Genomic DNA, 15,006 nt, shown 5'->3' on the forward strand with positions numbered 1-15,006 from the left:
TAATGCCAGCAGTGTAGGCCCGGCCTGTGTCAGCGTGAAGGACCGGATGCGCCGTCTGTCGCCCAGCTGCAACGCTCAGTCGATTCGCACCACGGTGCGACCCAGTGAATGGCCGGCCAGCATGCCCTCGAACACGTCCTGCAGCTGGTCCAGGGTGATTTCGCGCGTGCAGATCGCGGCCAGATGGCGCGGTTTCCATTCGTTGCCGAGTCGGTGCCAGACCTGTTCGCGCAGCCCGCGTGGTGCCGAAGAAGAAGAAACCCCCAGCAACGAGACGCCGCGGATGATGAAAGGCATCACCGTCATGTCCAGCGCGGGATTCGCCGCAAGTCCGGCACTGACCACGCTGCCGTATGGCACGGTCTGCGCCAGCAGGCTCGCCAGCATCGGCCCGCCCGCGTTGTCCAGGCCGCCGCCGAAGCGGGCCGACTCCATCGGCCGGGTAGTGGACAGCACCTCACGCGGCAGCACCTCGGTCGCACCGAGTTCGCGCAGGAATCCGGCCTGGTCCGCCTTGCCGCTGACCGCATGCACCTCGAAGCCGGCCTGGCTGAAGATGTCCACCGCCAGCGCGCCCACCCCACCGGTGGCCCCGGTGACCGCCAGCGGCCCGTGGGCCGGCGTCTGCCGGTTGTCGACCATGCGCAGCAGGGCCAGTGCGGCGGTGAACCCGGCGGTACCGATGATCATTGCCTCGCGGGCGCCCAGTCCTGCTGGCAGCGCGATCACCGCACTCGATTCCAGCCGTACATACTGGCTGTAGCCGCCGTCCCGGGTCTCGCTGAGTCCGCAGCCGGTCGCCAGCACGGTGTCGCCTTCGCGCCAGGCCGGGTCGGTGGAGGCGACCACGGTCCCGGCCACGTCGATCCCGCCCACCAGCGGGAACCGCCTCAGGATGCGACCTTTGCCGGTCCCGGCCAAGGCGTCCTTGTAGTTCACCGACGACCACTGCGCGCGGATCACCACTTCGCCCGGATCGAGCTGGTCCAGGCCGACCGTCTCGATGCCGCTGCGGTGGCCGTTATAGTCCTGGTGGATGCGGAAGGTGTTGAACGTTGCTGGAAGCGTCATCAATGGGCCAGATTGGAGGGCAGGGGCCCTCACCTTACCCCGTCCGGTCCGTCGGGGGCACGACGCCGGTCCCAGTCCGACCCGCTGATGAATCGCCCTTTCAGCCTGCGCCCCCCTTCCAATCCTGCCGGTTCGCCCCATCTTGTAGAATCGGGACGCAATGACCGGTTGACGGTGCGGGAGTGGCCCGCAGGCAACCTATTACTGATGGAGCGTGCATGGCCTGGAATACACCCGGCGGCAACAAGGGCGGACAAGGCCCCGACGAGAATCGACGCGGACCGTTCGGCCCGCGCGGCGGCGGTGGCGGTGGCGGCGGGTGGGGCGGTTTGCCCGGTCCGCTCAAGGACCTGTTCGATGGGGGCATCCTGCGTTGGGTGGCCGTGGCAGTGGTGCTGCTGGTGCTGTTCTCCAGCTTCCAGCTGATCGGCGAACAGCAGCGCGGCGTGGTGCTGCGTTTCGGCCAGTTCTCGCGCATCCTGCAGCCCGGCCCGAACTTCAAGCTGCCGTGGCCGATCGAGTCGGTCACCAAGGTCAATGCGACCCAGATCAAGACCTTCAGCAGCGACGTGCCGGTGCTGACCCGCGATGAAAACATCGTGCGGGTCTCGCTGAACGTGCAGTACCGCGTGGACGACCCGCAGCTTTACCTGTTCGGCACCTTCGACGCCGACCAGATGCTCGAGCAGTCCGCGCAGAGCGCCGTGCGCGAGCAGGTCGGCCGTGCCGACCTCAACACCGTGCTCAACAACCGCGGCCCGCTGGCGGCAGCGGCGGAAGAACGCCTGCAGGCTTCGCTGAAAAGCTACCGCACCGGTCTGAGCGTCACTGGCCTGACCCTGCCCGATGCGCGTCCGCCGGAAGAGGTCAAGCCGGCCTTCGACGACGTCAACGCCGCCCAGCAGGTCAAGGAACGCCTGATCAACGAAGCCCAGGCCTACGCTGCGAAGATCGTGCCTGAAGCCCGTGGCCAGGCCTCGCGTGCCCGTACCACCGCCGAGGGTTACAAGCAGGCCGCCGTGGCCAAGGCCACTGGTGACGCCGAGCGCTTCACCCAGTTGCAGGCCCAGTACAAGGACGCGCCGGAAGTCACCCGCAAGCGTCTGTGGCTGGAAACCGTGCAGCAGGTGCTGTCGGAGAACCGCAAGGTCATCGGCGGCGACGGTCGCCAGCTGATCTACGTGCCGATGCCCGACAACCGCGCCCCGGCGGCCCCGGCCAGCCCCACGCTGCCCGGCATCACCTCCGAGGTGATGATGCCTTCGCTGCCGGCCAGCACGCCGGTTGACGGTGGTGTACGCAATACCGAACGCCCGACCACGCGACCGACCGGTCGTGAAGGAGCCAACCGATGAAGAGTCCCCTGTGGATTGGCCTGGCCGTGGCCGCCCTGCTGGCCCTGCTGGGGTCGGTGTACGTGGTCCGTGAGGACCAGACCGCCATGGTCCTGAACCTGGGCAAGGTGGTGCGCGCCGACGTCAAGCCCGGCCTGCACTTCAAGCTGCCGCTGGTGGAAACCGTGCGCGTGTTCGACCGCCGCTTCCAGGTGCTCGATACCGCCCCGGCGCGTTACTTCACCGCCGAGCAGAAAGACGTCAGCGTCGACTTCTTCGCCATCGGCTACATCAAGGACACCCGCGCCTATTACCGTGCCACCGGCGGCGACGCCAAGCAGGCTGGCCAGCGCCTGGCCCCGATCATCACCGACTCGCTGCGTAACCAGATCAACTCGCGCACCCTGCAGCAACTGGTTTCCGGCGACCGCAGCGAGCTGATCGCGAACCAGCTCACCGGCATCAACGAAGCGGTGAAGGGCCTGGGTATGGAAATCGTCGACCTGCGCATCAAGCAGATCGACCTGCCCACCGACAGCCAGGTGATCAGTGATGTGTACGAACGCATGCGCGCCCAGCGCAAGCAGGAGGCCGCCAAGCTGCGCGCCGAGGGTGAGGAGCAGTCGCTGACCATCCGCGCCCAGGCCGACCGCGAAGCCACCGTGATCGTGGCCGAAGCTGAACGCGATGCCCAGCAGCTGCGCGGTGCCGGCGACGCCGAAGCCGCCCGCATCTACGGCAAGGCCGGCAACGCCGACCCCTCGTTCTATGCCTTCTACCGCAGCCTGGAGGCCTACCGCGGCTCCATGACCGACGGCAATGGCGTGATCGTGCTGGACAAGAACGACCCGTTCCTGCAGTACCTCAAGAGCGACCGCTGACCGGCTGATGAAGCCGCTGCCCCCCGGGGTGGCGGTGGACCCCGGAAACCCGGATAATGCACAAAAGCCGGACGGGCCCTCCCGTTCGGCTTTTTCTGTGTCTGGGCCTTCCATCGCCGGCCGCTCCCCGTTGGAGCCGCCTTCACGCGCTGGCCGGCATGGCCACGGTTTACTCTCTCGCGGCCCCGATGGCCGCAACTATTCGAGGAGCCCGTCATGGGTCAGTCTGTCGTAGTGTTGGGTGCCCAGTGGGGCGATGAAGGCAAGGGCAAGATCGTCGATCTGCTGACCGAGGAAATCGGTGCGGTGGTGCGTTTCCAGGGCGGCCACAACGCCGGTCACACCCTGGTGATCAATGGCAAGAAGACCGTGCTGCACCTGATTCCGTCGGGCATCCTGCGTGACGACGCGCTGTGCCTGATCGGCAACGGCGTGGTGATCTCCCCGGCGGCCCTGCAGAAGGAAATCGCCGAACTGGAAAATTCCGGCGTGGAAGTGCGTTCGCGCCTGAAGATTTCCCCGGCGGCTCCGCTGATCATGCCGTATCACATTGCCCTGGACCAGGCGCGCGAGCGCGCTGCCGGCGGCAAGGCGATCGGAACCACCGGCCGCGGCATAGGCCCGGCCTATGAAGACAAGGTGGCGCGTCGCGGCATCCGCATCGCCGACCTGCATTACCCCAGGCAGCTGGAAGAACTGCTGCGCACCGCGCTGGATTACCACAACTTCGTGCTGACCAAGTACCTGGGCACCGAAGCGGTCGACTTCCAGAAAACCTACGACGAAGCGCTGGCCTTCGGCGAATACGTGCAGCCGATGAAGTCCGATGTCGCCGGCATCCTGCACGACCTGCGCAAGCAGGGTAAGCGCGTGCTGTTCGAAGGCGCACAGGGCGCACTGCTGGACATCGACCACGGCACCTACCCGTACGTCACCAGCTCCAACACCACCGTCGGCGGCGCACTGGCCGGCACCGGCGTCGGCGCGGATTCCATCGACTACGTGCTGGGCATTGCCAAGGCCTACGCCACCCGCGTCGGCGGCGGTCCATTCCCGACCGAGCTGGACGATGAAATCGGCCAGGGCATCCGCGACCGCGGTGCCGAGTACGGTGCCTCCACCGGTCGTCCGCGTCGTTGCGGCTGGATGGATATCGTCGCGCTGAAGCGTGCCGTGGCCATCAACGGCATCAGCGGCCTGTGCATCACCAAGCTCGACGTGCTGGACGGCATGGAAAAGCTGAAGGTCTGCATTGCCTATGAATACAACGGCAAGCGCACCGAATACGCCCCGCTGGACGCCCAGGGCTGGGAAGACTGCACCCCGGTGTACCTGGAGTTCCCGGGCTGGAGCGAAAACACCCACGGCATCACCAACTGGGACGACCTGCCGCCCGCCGCCCGCGCCTACCTGCGTTCGCTGGAAGAACTGGCCGGCTGCCCGATCAGCATCGTCTCCACCGGCCCGGACCGCGACCACACCATGGTCCTGCAGGACCCGTTCGCCTGATCCGCTGGGCCCCCGTAGAAACGGGTGCCCAACGTAGTGCCGGGCTCTGCCCGGCAAAGAAGCCCCGCGAAAGCGGGGCTTCTGCTTTTCGCGGCCGGTCCGGCATCCCGATGACACGCATCGAACCACAATGTAAAGAAACTGTGAAGGCCGGCCGATAAACGGTCTCTCCCCCTACATTCGTGGATCACTCATGGATCTGTTACGCAACGTCAGCGTCGTCTGGCGTCTTGGCCTTGGCTTTGGCCTCCTGCTGGTACTGGTAGTAGCCGTCGTCGCCACCGGCGCAGTCGGCGCCACCGTCCAGAAACACGCCATGCAGAAGGTGGTCGACGAAGGGGTGGCCAAGGTCCACCTGCTCTCCGACCTGCTCGACGCCAACAACCAGATGCTGGTGGTCCGCCGCGAAATGCTGATCCGTCAGGGCCAGGAGCGCGAAGCCGACGAAAAGCGCATCGCCGATCTGGTGACCCGCTACGAGGCCAGCTGGGCCGCCTACCAGGCGCTGCCGCACGACGCCGAAGGCCAGCGGGTGATCGACAACATCACCGCCAAGCGCGCCATTGCCCGTCCGCTCAACAAGCAGTCCGGGCAGATGATGGCCGAGGGCGACTTCGCCGGTGCCGTGGCTTTCACCCTGAGCGAAGTGCAGCAGGCCGCCAACGGCTGGAACAAGGCCCTGGCCGACGGCGTCGCCTATGAAGAAGGCGAGAGCCGCAAGGCCGCCGCCGAAGCCATCCGCGTCGGCGAGCGCACCCAGCTGCAGTTGCTGGTGCTGGGCGGTATCGCACTGCTGGTCGGCATTGCCGCCTCGGTCCTGATTGGCCGCAGTTTCACCGCTCCGCTCGGCCGCGCCGTCACCTTGGCCGATCGCATGGCCAAGGGTGAGCTCGACCAGAACTTCAATCTCGGCGGCCGTGACGAGCTGACCCGCCTCGGCGAGGCCATGGGCAGCGTGCGCCGCAACGTGCAGGCTGCGATCACCGCGCAGCTGGACATGGCGCGCGAGCACGAAGCGGGCGCGATCAGCTACCGCATGGATGCCGACGCGCTGCCGGGCGACTACGGCCGCATGCTGCATGCCACCAATGAACTGGTTGGCTCGCACGTGGCCGTGCAGAACCACATGGTCGACGTGATGCAGGACTACGCCATCGGTGACCTGCGTCGCGACCTCGACAGCTACCCCGGCGAGAAGGCCGTGCTCACCCGCACCATGGCCAAGGTCAAGGCCAACCTGACCGCCATCAACCACAGCATCGACACCCTGGCCGCGGCCGCCCGCGCCGGCGACTTCAGCGTGCGTGGTGACGAAGCCGCGTTTCAGTTCCAGTTCCAGGCCATGGTTGCCAACCTCAACGGCATGATGGCCGCTTCGCAGTCCAGCATTGCCGATCTCTCCACCGTGCTGCGCGCCATCTCCACCGGCGACCTCACCGAGCGCATGAGCGGCCAGTACCAGGGTGTGTTCGCGCAGATGCGCGACGACGCCAATGTCACCGCTGCGCAGCTGACCGGCATCGTGCAGCAGATCCAGGGTGCCGCTGGCAGCATCAACAATGCCGCGCAGGAACTGGCTGCTGGCCACAGCGATCTTTCCCGCCGCACCGAACAGCAGGCAGCCAACCTGGAAGAGGCCGCCGCCTCGATGGAGGAACTCACCTCTACCGTGCGCCAGAACGCCGAGCTGGCTAATCAGGCGGACCAGGAAGCGCACGCCGCCGGTGCCGCCGTGCGTGCCACCGAGCAGGCCATCGCGCAGATGGCCGCAGTGATGGGCGAGATCAATCAGTCGTCCGCACGCATTTCTGAAATCTCCTCGGTCATCGACGGCATTGCGTTCCAGACCAACATTCTCGCGCTCAACGCCGCCGTCGAAGCAGCGCGCGCGGGTGAGAATGGCCGCGGCTTTGCCGTGGTTGCCAGCGAAGTACGTACCCTGGCCCAACGCGCCGGTACCGCCGCCAAGGAGATCAAGGACCTCATCGACGTCGCCAGCGACAAGGTAAAGACCGGCCTGAGCGTCACCGTCGAATCGGAAGCCGCCATCGCCCGGCTGACCCAGGCCAGCTCCCGTACCAATCAGTTGATGAGCGACATTGCCGCTGCCACCAAGGAACAGGCCGCCGGTATCGAGCAGGTCAACCAGGTGGTCGTGCAGATGGACCAGGTCACCCAGCAGAACGCTGCGCTGGTGGAAGAAGCCACCGCCGCCAGCCGCGCGCTGGAAGAGCAGGCGCAGTCCCTGAATGAGGCGGTGGCGGTGTTCAGGCTGGAGCCGCAGGGCAGGGAGCACAGCACGCTGCGCGCGGCTTGACGGATACGTGAATCACGGCCAACGGTCGTGATCCACCCTTGGCCAGGGCACCCGGTAGGTCACGACCGTTGGTCGTGACCGCAACCTCCTGGCCATTTCATTGAACCGCCCACGGGTGACATGCCACCATGCCGCTACCCCCGCTGTAGTGGCTGCCTGCATGGACGCTCAACCCACCCTGGTGGTGCTGCCCGGTCTGGACGGCACTGGCCTGCTGACCACCCCGTTATTGGACGCGCTGGCTGCGCGTGGTGTGCCCGCGCAGGTGCTTCGCTATCCGCAGGAGGGCCCGCAGGACTACGCCACGTTGGTCGCGCGCGTACGTCTGCAGCTGCCGGAAACACCATTCGTGCTGCTCGGTGAATCCTTCGCTGGTCCCTTGGCCGTATTGCTGGCCGCACAGGCCCCGCCCGCGCTGCGCGGCGTGGTGCTGTCCACGACCTTCGCACATCGTCCCGTACCGGTTCCCGCCGCCTTCGCCAATCTGCTCGCACCGGCCTGGCCGCTGCCACCCCTGGCGGTACTGGTGCCGCTGTTGCTGGGCCGCTGGTGCACCGGCGAAACCCGCCAGGCACTGGAAAACGCCTTGAATGAAGTGCCCGCCAATGTGCTGCGCCAGCGTGCCGCGGCCACACTGCGTGTGGATGCACGCAGGCCGTTGCGCAGCCTGCAGGTGCCGCTGCTCGGCTTGCTGGCACGCCATGACCGCCTGCTCTGGCCGATCAGCGTACAGGCGCTGCAACGGCTCGCACCACAGGCGCGCTGGGTGACGCTGGATGGCCCGCACCTGCTGCTGCAGGCCCGCGCCGATGCTGCCGCAGGTGTCATTACGGATTGGCTGCGCGGCCATGTCACCCACAAAGCCATCGCGCAGCATTCGTAGAGCCACGCCCTGCGTGGCAGATTGAAGCGCTGGTTACCTCCTCCGACAGTCCAGCTGCCCTGACTCCATGTGATGGTGGATAAGGCCACCAAGCTCAAGGAATGTCAGCCGGTAGCGCCGGCCGTTGGCCGGCCCACGGGGTGCCGGGTCGTTTGGCACCCCGTGGTTTGGTTCCGGTTTTTGGGTCATGCGTTAAAGAATGTTGCGGTGTTGTCGGCGGTCGTCTTGCGACCGACCCTACCGGGTTCTCTTCTTCGACGCCTTTTTTGCAGCGGTTTTTTTGGTCGCTTTCTTCGCTGTTTTTTTGGTGGCGGCCTTCTTTGTGGCTGTTTTTTTCGCCGGGGCCTTCTTTGCAGCCTTCCGGGTGGATTTCTTCGCGGCCTTCTTGGTTGCCTTCTTGGCCGCCTTCTTCGTGCTGGTCTTTTTCGCTGGGGCCTTCTTTGCAGCCTTCTTTGCAGTCTTCTTGGTGGCCTTCTTCGTAGCCTTCTTCGTGGCCTTCTTCGCCGGCTTCTTCTTCCCGCCGCCGTCCTGCTTGTTCACTGTCGCCCAGGCGATGCGGGCGGCCGCTCCGTCGCTGCGGCCTTGCTCCTTTTCGCTTTCTTCGATGTGCTCGGCCTGGCGCTTCTGCTTGTCGGTATAGCTGGATTTATCTCCACGGGGCATGTTCTGTCTCCTCGGTTACGCCAGGGTGCGCAGCTTGGGTTCACGCGCCCACTGGCGGGTGGCGGCGGCGGCCAGGAAGCCTTTTGCATCTTCGGCTTCCACCACGCCGGGGTCATTGCCTACACGTGCGGCCTTGAGCAGGGCCTGGCCGCCTTCGTCGGCGGCGATGGCTTTCAGATGCGCCCACGCGAAGCTGACGAAATCAATGGCGGCCGCTTCCCGGCTCAGGCGCTTGCCAGCCTCGGCGCTCAACACTACTGCCACGGCGTCGAACACCACCGAGGGCGTGCCGGCCAACTGGCCGTCGGCAGCCTGGCGCCTGCCGTCGCTCAAGGTGCCGCCGCCCACCTTGGGGGCGACCAGCTTCACCTGGGCACCGGCCTTCTCGGCCGCCTTGCGCAGGTTGTTGATCAGGCCAGCATCGGACCCTTCGTCGAACAGAATGCCAATGCAACGGCCCTTCAGCGTGTCTTTGGTGCGGCCGATGATGCGCACTTCGGGGGCCTTCGGCATGTCCTTCGCCGGGGTGGCGGTCGGGGCCGGATCGGGCAGGGCGGTCAGGCCCAGGCCATCGGCCACGCGCTTGGCCAGGCTTTCGTCGATGTTACGCAGGTGGCTGACGGTACGCTCGCGGACTTTCGGTGTCTCCACCTTGGACAGCTCGAACACGAGCGCCGAGGCCAGGTGTGCCTGCTCGGGTGCTTCCAGGCTGCGGAAAAACAGTCGCGCCTGGGTGTAGTGGTCGGCAAAGCTCTCAGCCCGCACGCGCCCCTTGACGCCGTCGTCGGCCGGCGTGGCGTGGCTGGGGAACCCTTCGGCGCTTTCACGGGGGCTGTCGTCTTCCAGCGAGCTGGGATCGTAGGCCACCCGACCCTTGGGAACGCGCATCTGCATATGGCCGTCGCGCTGGTGGTTGGCGAACGGGCACTTCGGGGCATTGACCGGAATCTGGTGGAAGTTCGGGCCGCCCAGGCGGATCAGCTGGGTGTCCAGATAGGAGAACAGGCGGCCCTGCAGCAGTGGGTCGTTGCTGAAGTCGATGCCTGGCGGCACGTTGGCGGGGCAGTAGGCGACCTGCTCGGTCTCGGCGAAGAAGTTGTCCGGCCAGCGGTCCAGCACCATCCGGCCGATCACGGTCAGCGGCACCAGCGATTCGGGAATGATCTTGGTCGGGTCCAGGTGGTCGAACGGGAATTTTTCCGCATCTTCCTCGCTGAACAGCTGCACGGCCAGCTCCCATTCCGGGAAATCGCCCGCGGTGATCGCCTCAAACAGGTCGCGGCGGTGGAAGTCGTTGTCGGCGGCCTGCAGCTTCAGCGCCTCGTCCCACACCGTGGACTGGATGCCCAACTTGGGCCGCCAGTGGAATTTGACGAAGGTCGACTCGCCCGTGTCGTTGATCAGCCGGAAGCTGTGCACGCCAAAACCCTCGATCATCCGCAACGAGCGCGGAATGCCACGATCGCTCATCGCCCACATGATCATGTGCATGGACTCGGGCATCAGCGAGATGAAGTCCCAGAAAGTGTCATGCGCACTGGCCGCCTGCGGGAACGCGCGGTCCGGCTCCATCTTCACCGAATGCACCAGGTCGGGGAACTTCATGGCGTCCTGGATGAAGAACACCGGAATGTTATTACCCACCAGGTCCCAGTTGCCCTCCGGGGTGTAGAACTTCACCGCGAAGCCGCGCACGTCGCGCGGGGTGTCCACCGAACCGGCTCCGCCGGCGACGGTGGAGAACCGGGTGAACACGGGGGTGCGTACGCCCACTTCGGTGAGCACGCGGGCGCGGGTGTATTCCTGCAGCGAACGGGTCAGCTCGAAGTAGCCGTGGGCGGCACTGCCGCGCGCGTGGACGATACGTTCTGGAATGCGCTCATGGTCGAAGTGGGTGATCTTCTCGCGCAGGATGAAGTCTTCCAGCAGGGTCGGCCCGCGCGGGGTGGGGCGCAGCGAGTTCTGGTTGTCCCCGACCGGAATGCCCTGGTTGGTGGTCAGTACCGGATGGCTGCCACCGGCGCGCTGATGCAGTTCGTCACCGCTGCCGCGGACATCGGCGCTGGCGGAGGGGGCGGTGGGGCGGGAAGGGCGACGGGGCTTGCTGGCGGCCATGGGGCACTCCGGGCTGGCGGGGGGAATCGCTTCACCTTCGCGGCACGTGCGTTAATCGCAGGTCGGCGATTGCGCGGTTGCTTGCACCTGTGCTTCACATCGGGAGCACGGCGCTGGGTGACAAGCGACATCGGCGGTATCCTTTTGGTCCCGTCTCCGCCGCCCGCTGCCGCATGCGCGTCGAACCTGCCGACCTCGAAGCCCTGTTTGACGCCATTCCCGACGTGCTGTTCTTCATGAAGGACCGCGATGGGCGCTACACCCACATCAACCAGACCATGCTGCGCCGGCTGGGACTGCGCTCGCGCAAGGAAATCATCGGGCGGACCGCCGCCGAGATCTACCCGACCGGACTCAGCGCCGACTACGCCACCCAGGACGCGCAGGTGCTGGCGGGTCAGGTGATCGAGAACCTGATGGAGCTGCACCTGTTCGCCAACCGGGAGCCCGGCTGGTGCCTGACCTGCAAGCGACCGCTGCGCGTGGACGGGCGCATCGAGGGGGTGATCGGCATCTCGCGCGACCTGGGCCAGAAGGACAGCCTGGGTACTCAGTACGAGCAGTTGCGACTGGCGCTGGCGCACTTGAACGCGCATTACGCCGAAAACGTCCGCATGCAGACCCTGCTGGACATCACCGGGTTCTCGCTGTCCAAGCTGGAGCGCAGCTTTCGCAAGGTGTTCCAGATGACCCCGCAGCAGGTGCTGACCCGTCTGCGGATCCAGATGGCGATGCATTTGCTGCATGGCAGCGAAAGCATCGCCAGCGTCGGTCAGGCCTGCGGTTTTACCGACCAGAGCGCGTTCACCCGCAAGTTCAAGGCCGAAGTGGGGCTTTCGCCCCGGGCCTACCGGGCACAGGTCACGTAGTGAGGCACCCGGCGCTTCTCACGGCGCGCCTGCATTCTCCATGACCTAAGCGGGATACCTGCGACAGCGCATCCACGGTATCGTGTCGCACCTGTTGCCCGCCTTCGACTTCCGATGCCCGCATCCCAGATTCCGGCTGCACCTGCTTCGTCCAACGCCCGCCTGGGCCACGCGCTCAAACCCCGCCAGCTGATCATGATGGGACTGGGCAGCGCCATCGGTGCCGGCCTGTTCCTGGGGTCGGGCGTGGGCGTGGCCGCCGCCGGCCCGGCGGTGCTGCTGTCCTACCTGCTGGCCGGCACCCTGGTCATCATCGTCATGAACGCGCTGGGCGAAATGGCTGCGGCCAAGCCGACCAGCGGCGCGTTCTCGGTCTATGCCGCCGATGCCATGGGGGCTACCGCCGGTGCCACGGTGGGCTGGCTGTGGTGGGTACAGCTGGTCATCGTCATCGCCGCCGAGGCGGTAGGCGCGGCGGGGCTGCTGGCCACCGTATGGCCGGCCGTTCCCGTACCCATGGCGGCGCTGGCCTTCATGCTGTTCTTTACCGCCATCAACCTGCTGGGCGTGCGCAACTTCGGCGAGTTCGAGTTCTGGTTCGCGATCCTCAAGGTGGTGGCGATCATCGGCTTCATCCTGATCGGCGTGGCCCTGCTCATGGGCTGGCTGCCGGACGTGACCTCGCCGGGCCCGAGCAACTTCACCCAGCACGGTGGCTTCGCTCCCAACGGGCTGGCCGGCATTGGCGCGGCGTTGCTGGTGGTGGTGTTCGCGTTCGGCGGCACTGAAATCGTGGCTGTGGCCGCCGCGGAAACCGAAGACCCCGAGCGCAGCATCGCCCGTGCCATCCGCACCGTCGCATGGCGCATTCTGGTGTTCTACATCGGTTCGCTCAGCGTGATCATTGCCGTGGTCCCGTGGAACAGCGAGGCGCTGAAGAGCCCGTTCGCTGCGGTGCTGGAAGTGGCCAACATTCCGGGTGCAGCCACCGCCATCACCCTGATTGCGGTGATTGCGCTGCTGTCGGCGTTGAATGCCAACCTGTATGGTGCCTCGCGCATGATCTATTCGCTGGCCCAGCGCCGCGAAGCGCCTGCCGTGCTGGGCTGGACCGACCCCCGCCAGGTGCCGATCATCGCTGTGCTGGCCAGCGTGCTGTTTGGCTTCGCCGCCACCGTCATGGAGCTGCTGTTCCCGGGTAAGGTGCTGCCGGTGCTGCTGAACATCGTGGGTTCCACCTGCCTGCTGGTGTGGACCATGTCGCTGCTGTCGCAGCTGATCCTGCGGCACCGGGCGAACCGTGCAGGCACCCGGTTGCCGTTCCGCATGGCGGGGTATCCGTACCTCACCGTGGGCGCGCTGGGCATCCTGGTGCTGATCTTCGGGCTGCTCCTGTCGGAAGAGGTGACCCGTGTGCAGTTCCTGTCGATGGCCGCACTGACCGCGTTTATTGCGATCAGTAGTGAAGTGGCAAGGCGGGTCAGGCGGAATCGCATCGAAGAATGATTGAACGACAAAAGGCCCGCAGTTGCGGGCCGTTTGCCTATTGACGAATGGAGCCGCCGACGAAATCCCCCGGGAGGGGGGCGGTAGGGTCGCACGACAGTCGACCGCCGATAACGTTGATGGGTGCTTTAGGGCATGATCCTCAGCGCAGAGGCGGCTTCACGCACGATCGGCGACGTGCCCGCCTCCCACATCATCGATCTCCATCGCCATTCGCAGGAACTCCGCTCGCGCGGGCCCACGGCTGATGCCAAGGTCGCCCAGAACCTGCGGGCAAGGTATTCCCTGGCGGACACGCGGCAGGCCGATATCCTGGAGCACGGTAGTGTAGAACGCAGAAATGGCCTCGCGGTCGAAGATGCCGATGCTCGCTGCGAGGGGGCCGCAGCGTTCACCGGCGTGGACGCGAGGCAGGCACAACTCTATCAGCAGCTGTCTGGCAACCTCGGTGGCCTCCTTGCCGGGAAGCACGCCGAGATCCTGTCGGACCTTGTTGTAGGGCTCTCCAGCGTGTACCCGCGGTATGGCGATCTCTGTAAGTATGGCCAGCTCGAACTCGCGCATCGAAGGGCCGTTCCAGATACCAAGGCGCTCATACGCGTCGTAGCACGTGGCACCCTCCCGGACCATGGGTAGGCCAAGCGCGTGGAGGACCTGCCGTTCCAGCTGGAGTGTAGGCTCACCAGCGGGCACGTGGAGGTACCGGATCGCGGTGCGGTAGTCTGTGCCGCCGGATACGAGTCAGAAGGCGATCTGGAGCTTCTGCTGCGCGTCCATGGAATCCAGTGCGGATGCAAGGCCGCCTTCAAAAAGTCCTGGCGGCATTCCCCCGGCTTGCGCCAGAGCGAACGCGGTGTACTCATTGAGGTCATGGATGTCCTCAATCGATTGGGCAAATGCGGTACTGGAAAGAACGGTCAGCGAATGCGGTGATGCCACCGCAGCGGATTGTGATTTGCCCTCGTTGCCTGAAATGCGCATCAGAAGTTGCTGCGCATCTTCACTCAATGGGGGATTGAAAATGTCCTGCGGTTGCGGAGGGTTGAGACGAGTGAATGTCGAGCCATCTGCAGTCCGAGTTTCGGTGTGAGCAAGTGCTTCAGCGTGACCGGCGGCCTCGCTGGACACGATGCAGCGCGGTGGCAGCGTCGCGGACGGGCAATTGGAGACCGTTGAGGGCATCACCAGAGAGGTAGTCGGAGGAGTGGCGGTTCGTCTCACCCCTGGCACGAAGGATTTCGGAACGTCCCGGCAGGAAGGAGGAGTGTACGTGGCTGTGACCATCAGGAATCAGGGAAACAATGAATTCCCGTCAGCGTGGGGGATCACTGTTGCTCGTGCTTTCAGATTTGTTGCAGGTCTTGCTGTCGGCGTAGCAACCGGGACTGTCAGGAATTTTGTGTTCGGGCATAACATGTTGAAAAGGATCATGTATGCCACCCAAGAAGAAGACCGCCAAGGCCGCTGCCCGTCAGCTGCCCACCCTGCCTGCCGAGCTCGTTGAGCAGCTTGCCAACGGAGCGACGACCGCAGGCGAGATTCTGGACATCACCACGGCCCTGAAGAAGGCCTTGATTGAGCGAGCACTAAAGGGCGAGCTGGGCCATCACCTGGGGTACCCACCCGGAAGCGAGCGGCCGGAGTCGACCCGCAATCAGCGAAACGGAACATCCAGCAAGACCGTCCTGACGGAGGATGGCCCCCTGCAACTGGACGTTCCTCGAGACCGGGAGGGCAGCTTTCGGCCCATCCTGATTCCCAAGCACGAACGGCGCTTTACCGGCTTTGACGACAAAATTGTGGCCATGTACGCGCGCGGGATGAGTGTTCGCGACATTCGTGCGTTCCTGTCTGAGCA

Annotated in this window: 13 protein-coding genes; 8 read left to right on the forward strand and 5 right to left on the reverse strand. The window is 65.5% G+C overall.

Annotated features, from left to right (window positions below; translation table 11 throughout):
• Window positions 1-75: 75 nt before the first annotated feature.
• Window positions 76-1,071 carry a YhdH/YhfP family quinone oxidoreductase gene (locus EGJ34_RS08450; RefSeq protein ID WP_125360055.1) on the reverse strand — a complete coding sequence of 332 codons (996 nt, stop codon included), beginning with the start codon at window positions 1,069-1,071 and terminating at the stop codon, window positions 76-78.
• Window positions 1,072-1,289: 218 nt separating this feature from the next.
• On the opposite strand from EGJ34_RS08450, the gene hflK reads away from it, so the two are divergent.
• The 5 genes from hflK to EGJ34_RS08475 all read left to right on the forward strand — a co-directional run bounded on the left by hflK (window position 1,290) and on the right by EGJ34_RS08475 (window position 7,995).
• Window positions 1,290-2,426, forward strand: a complete 1,137-nt coding sequence (hflK, locus tag EGJ34_RS08455; protein WP_125360056.1) for an FtsH protease activity modulator HflK — start codon at window positions 1,290-1,292, stop codon at window positions 2,424-2,426.
• The gene (locus tag EGJ34_RS08460) at window positions 2,423-3,286 is read left to right on the forward strand and encodes a protease modulator HflC (protein ID WP_125360057.1); all 864 of its coding nucleotides are present in this window, start codon (window positions 2,423-2,425) and stop codon (window positions 3,284-3,286) included. Before hflK ends, EGJ34_RS08460 begins: the two co-directional genes overlap by 4 nt.
• 216 nt (window positions 3,287-3,502) lie before the next feature.
• Complete coding sequence (locus EGJ34_RS08465; RefSeq protein WP_125360058.1) at window positions 3,503-4,795, forward strand: adenylosuccinate synthase; 1,293 nt, start codon at window positions 3,503-3,505, stop codon at window positions 4,793-4,795.
• A 193-nt stretch (window positions 4,796-4,988) separates the two neighbouring features.
• Window positions 4,989-7,112, forward strand: a complete 2,124-nt coding sequence (locus tag EGJ34_RS08470; protein ID WP_125360059.1) for a methyl-accepting chemotaxis protein — start codon at window positions 4,989-4,991, stop codon at window positions 7,110-7,112.
• Between the two features lie 160 nt (window positions 7,113-7,272).
• Entirely contained in the window at window positions 7,273-7,995 is a 723-nt protein-coding gene (locus tag EGJ34_RS08475) for an alpha/beta hydrolase (protein WP_125360060.1), read from the forward strand.
• Between the two features lie 237 nt (window positions 7,996-8,232).
• On the opposite strand, the gene EGJ34_RS08480 is transcribed toward EGJ34_RS08475, so the two are convergent.
• A complete protein-coding gene (locus EGJ34_RS08480) occupies window positions 8,233-8,658 on the reverse strand; it encodes a hypothetical protein (protein WP_125360061.1) in 426 nt (141 codons plus the stop codon).
• Between the two features lie 15 nt (window positions 8,659-8,673).
• The gene (locus EGJ34_RS08485) at window positions 8,674-10,773 is read right to left on the reverse strand and encodes a catalase (RefSeq protein WP_125360062.1); all 2,100 of its coding nucleotides are present in this window, start codon (window positions 10,771-10,773) and stop codon (window positions 8,674-8,676) included.
• A 173-nt stretch (window positions 10,774-10,946) separates the two neighbouring features.
• On the opposite strand from EGJ34_RS08485, the gene EGJ34_RS08490 reads away from it, so the two are divergent.
• Entirely contained in the window at window positions 10,947-11,642 is a 696-nt protein-coding gene (locus EGJ34_RS08490) for an AraC family transcriptional regulator (protein WP_125360063.1), read from the forward strand.
• Between the two features lie 114 nt (window positions 11,643-11,756).
• On the forward strand, window positions 11,757-13,148 hold the full coding sequence (locus EGJ34_RS08495; RefSeq protein ID WP_125360064.1) for an amino acid permease: 1,392 nt from the start codon (window positions 11,757-11,759) through the stop codon (window positions 13,146-13,148).
• A 159-nt stretch (window positions 13,149-13,307) separates the two neighbouring features.
• On the opposite strand, the gene EGJ34_RS08500 is transcribed toward EGJ34_RS08495, so the two are convergent.
• Together EGJ34_RS08500 and EGJ34_RS08505 are read right to left on the reverse strand one after the other, a co-directional pair.
• Window positions 13,308-13,712 (reverse strand): hypothetical protein, encoded by a 405-nt coding sequence (locus tag EGJ34_RS08500; RefSeq protein ID WP_125360065.1) that lies wholly within the window; start codon window positions 13,710-13,712, stop codon window positions 13,308-13,310.
• A 177-nt stretch (window positions 13,713-13,889) separates the two neighbouring features.
• The gene (locus EGJ34_RS08505) at window positions 13,890-14,276 is read right to left on the reverse strand and encodes a hypothetical protein (protein WP_125360066.1); all 387 of its coding nucleotides are present in this window, start codon (window positions 14,274-14,276) and stop codon (window positions 13,890-13,892) included.
• Window positions 14,277-14,581: 305 nt separating this feature from the next.
• Here EGJ34_RS08505 and EGJ34_RS08510 point away from each other — a divergent pair.
• The coding region (locus tag EGJ34_RS08510) for a transposase (protein WP_185750112.1) at window positions 14,582-15,006 on the forward strand (425 nt) is incomplete at its 3' end.

The sequence above is a fragment of the Stenotrophomonas sp. 278 genome (genome assembly GCF_003935715.1).
GTDB lineage: Bacteria > Pseudomonadota > Gammaproteobacteria > Xanthomonadales > Xanthomonadaceae > Stenotrophomonas > Stenotrophomonas maltophilia_AH.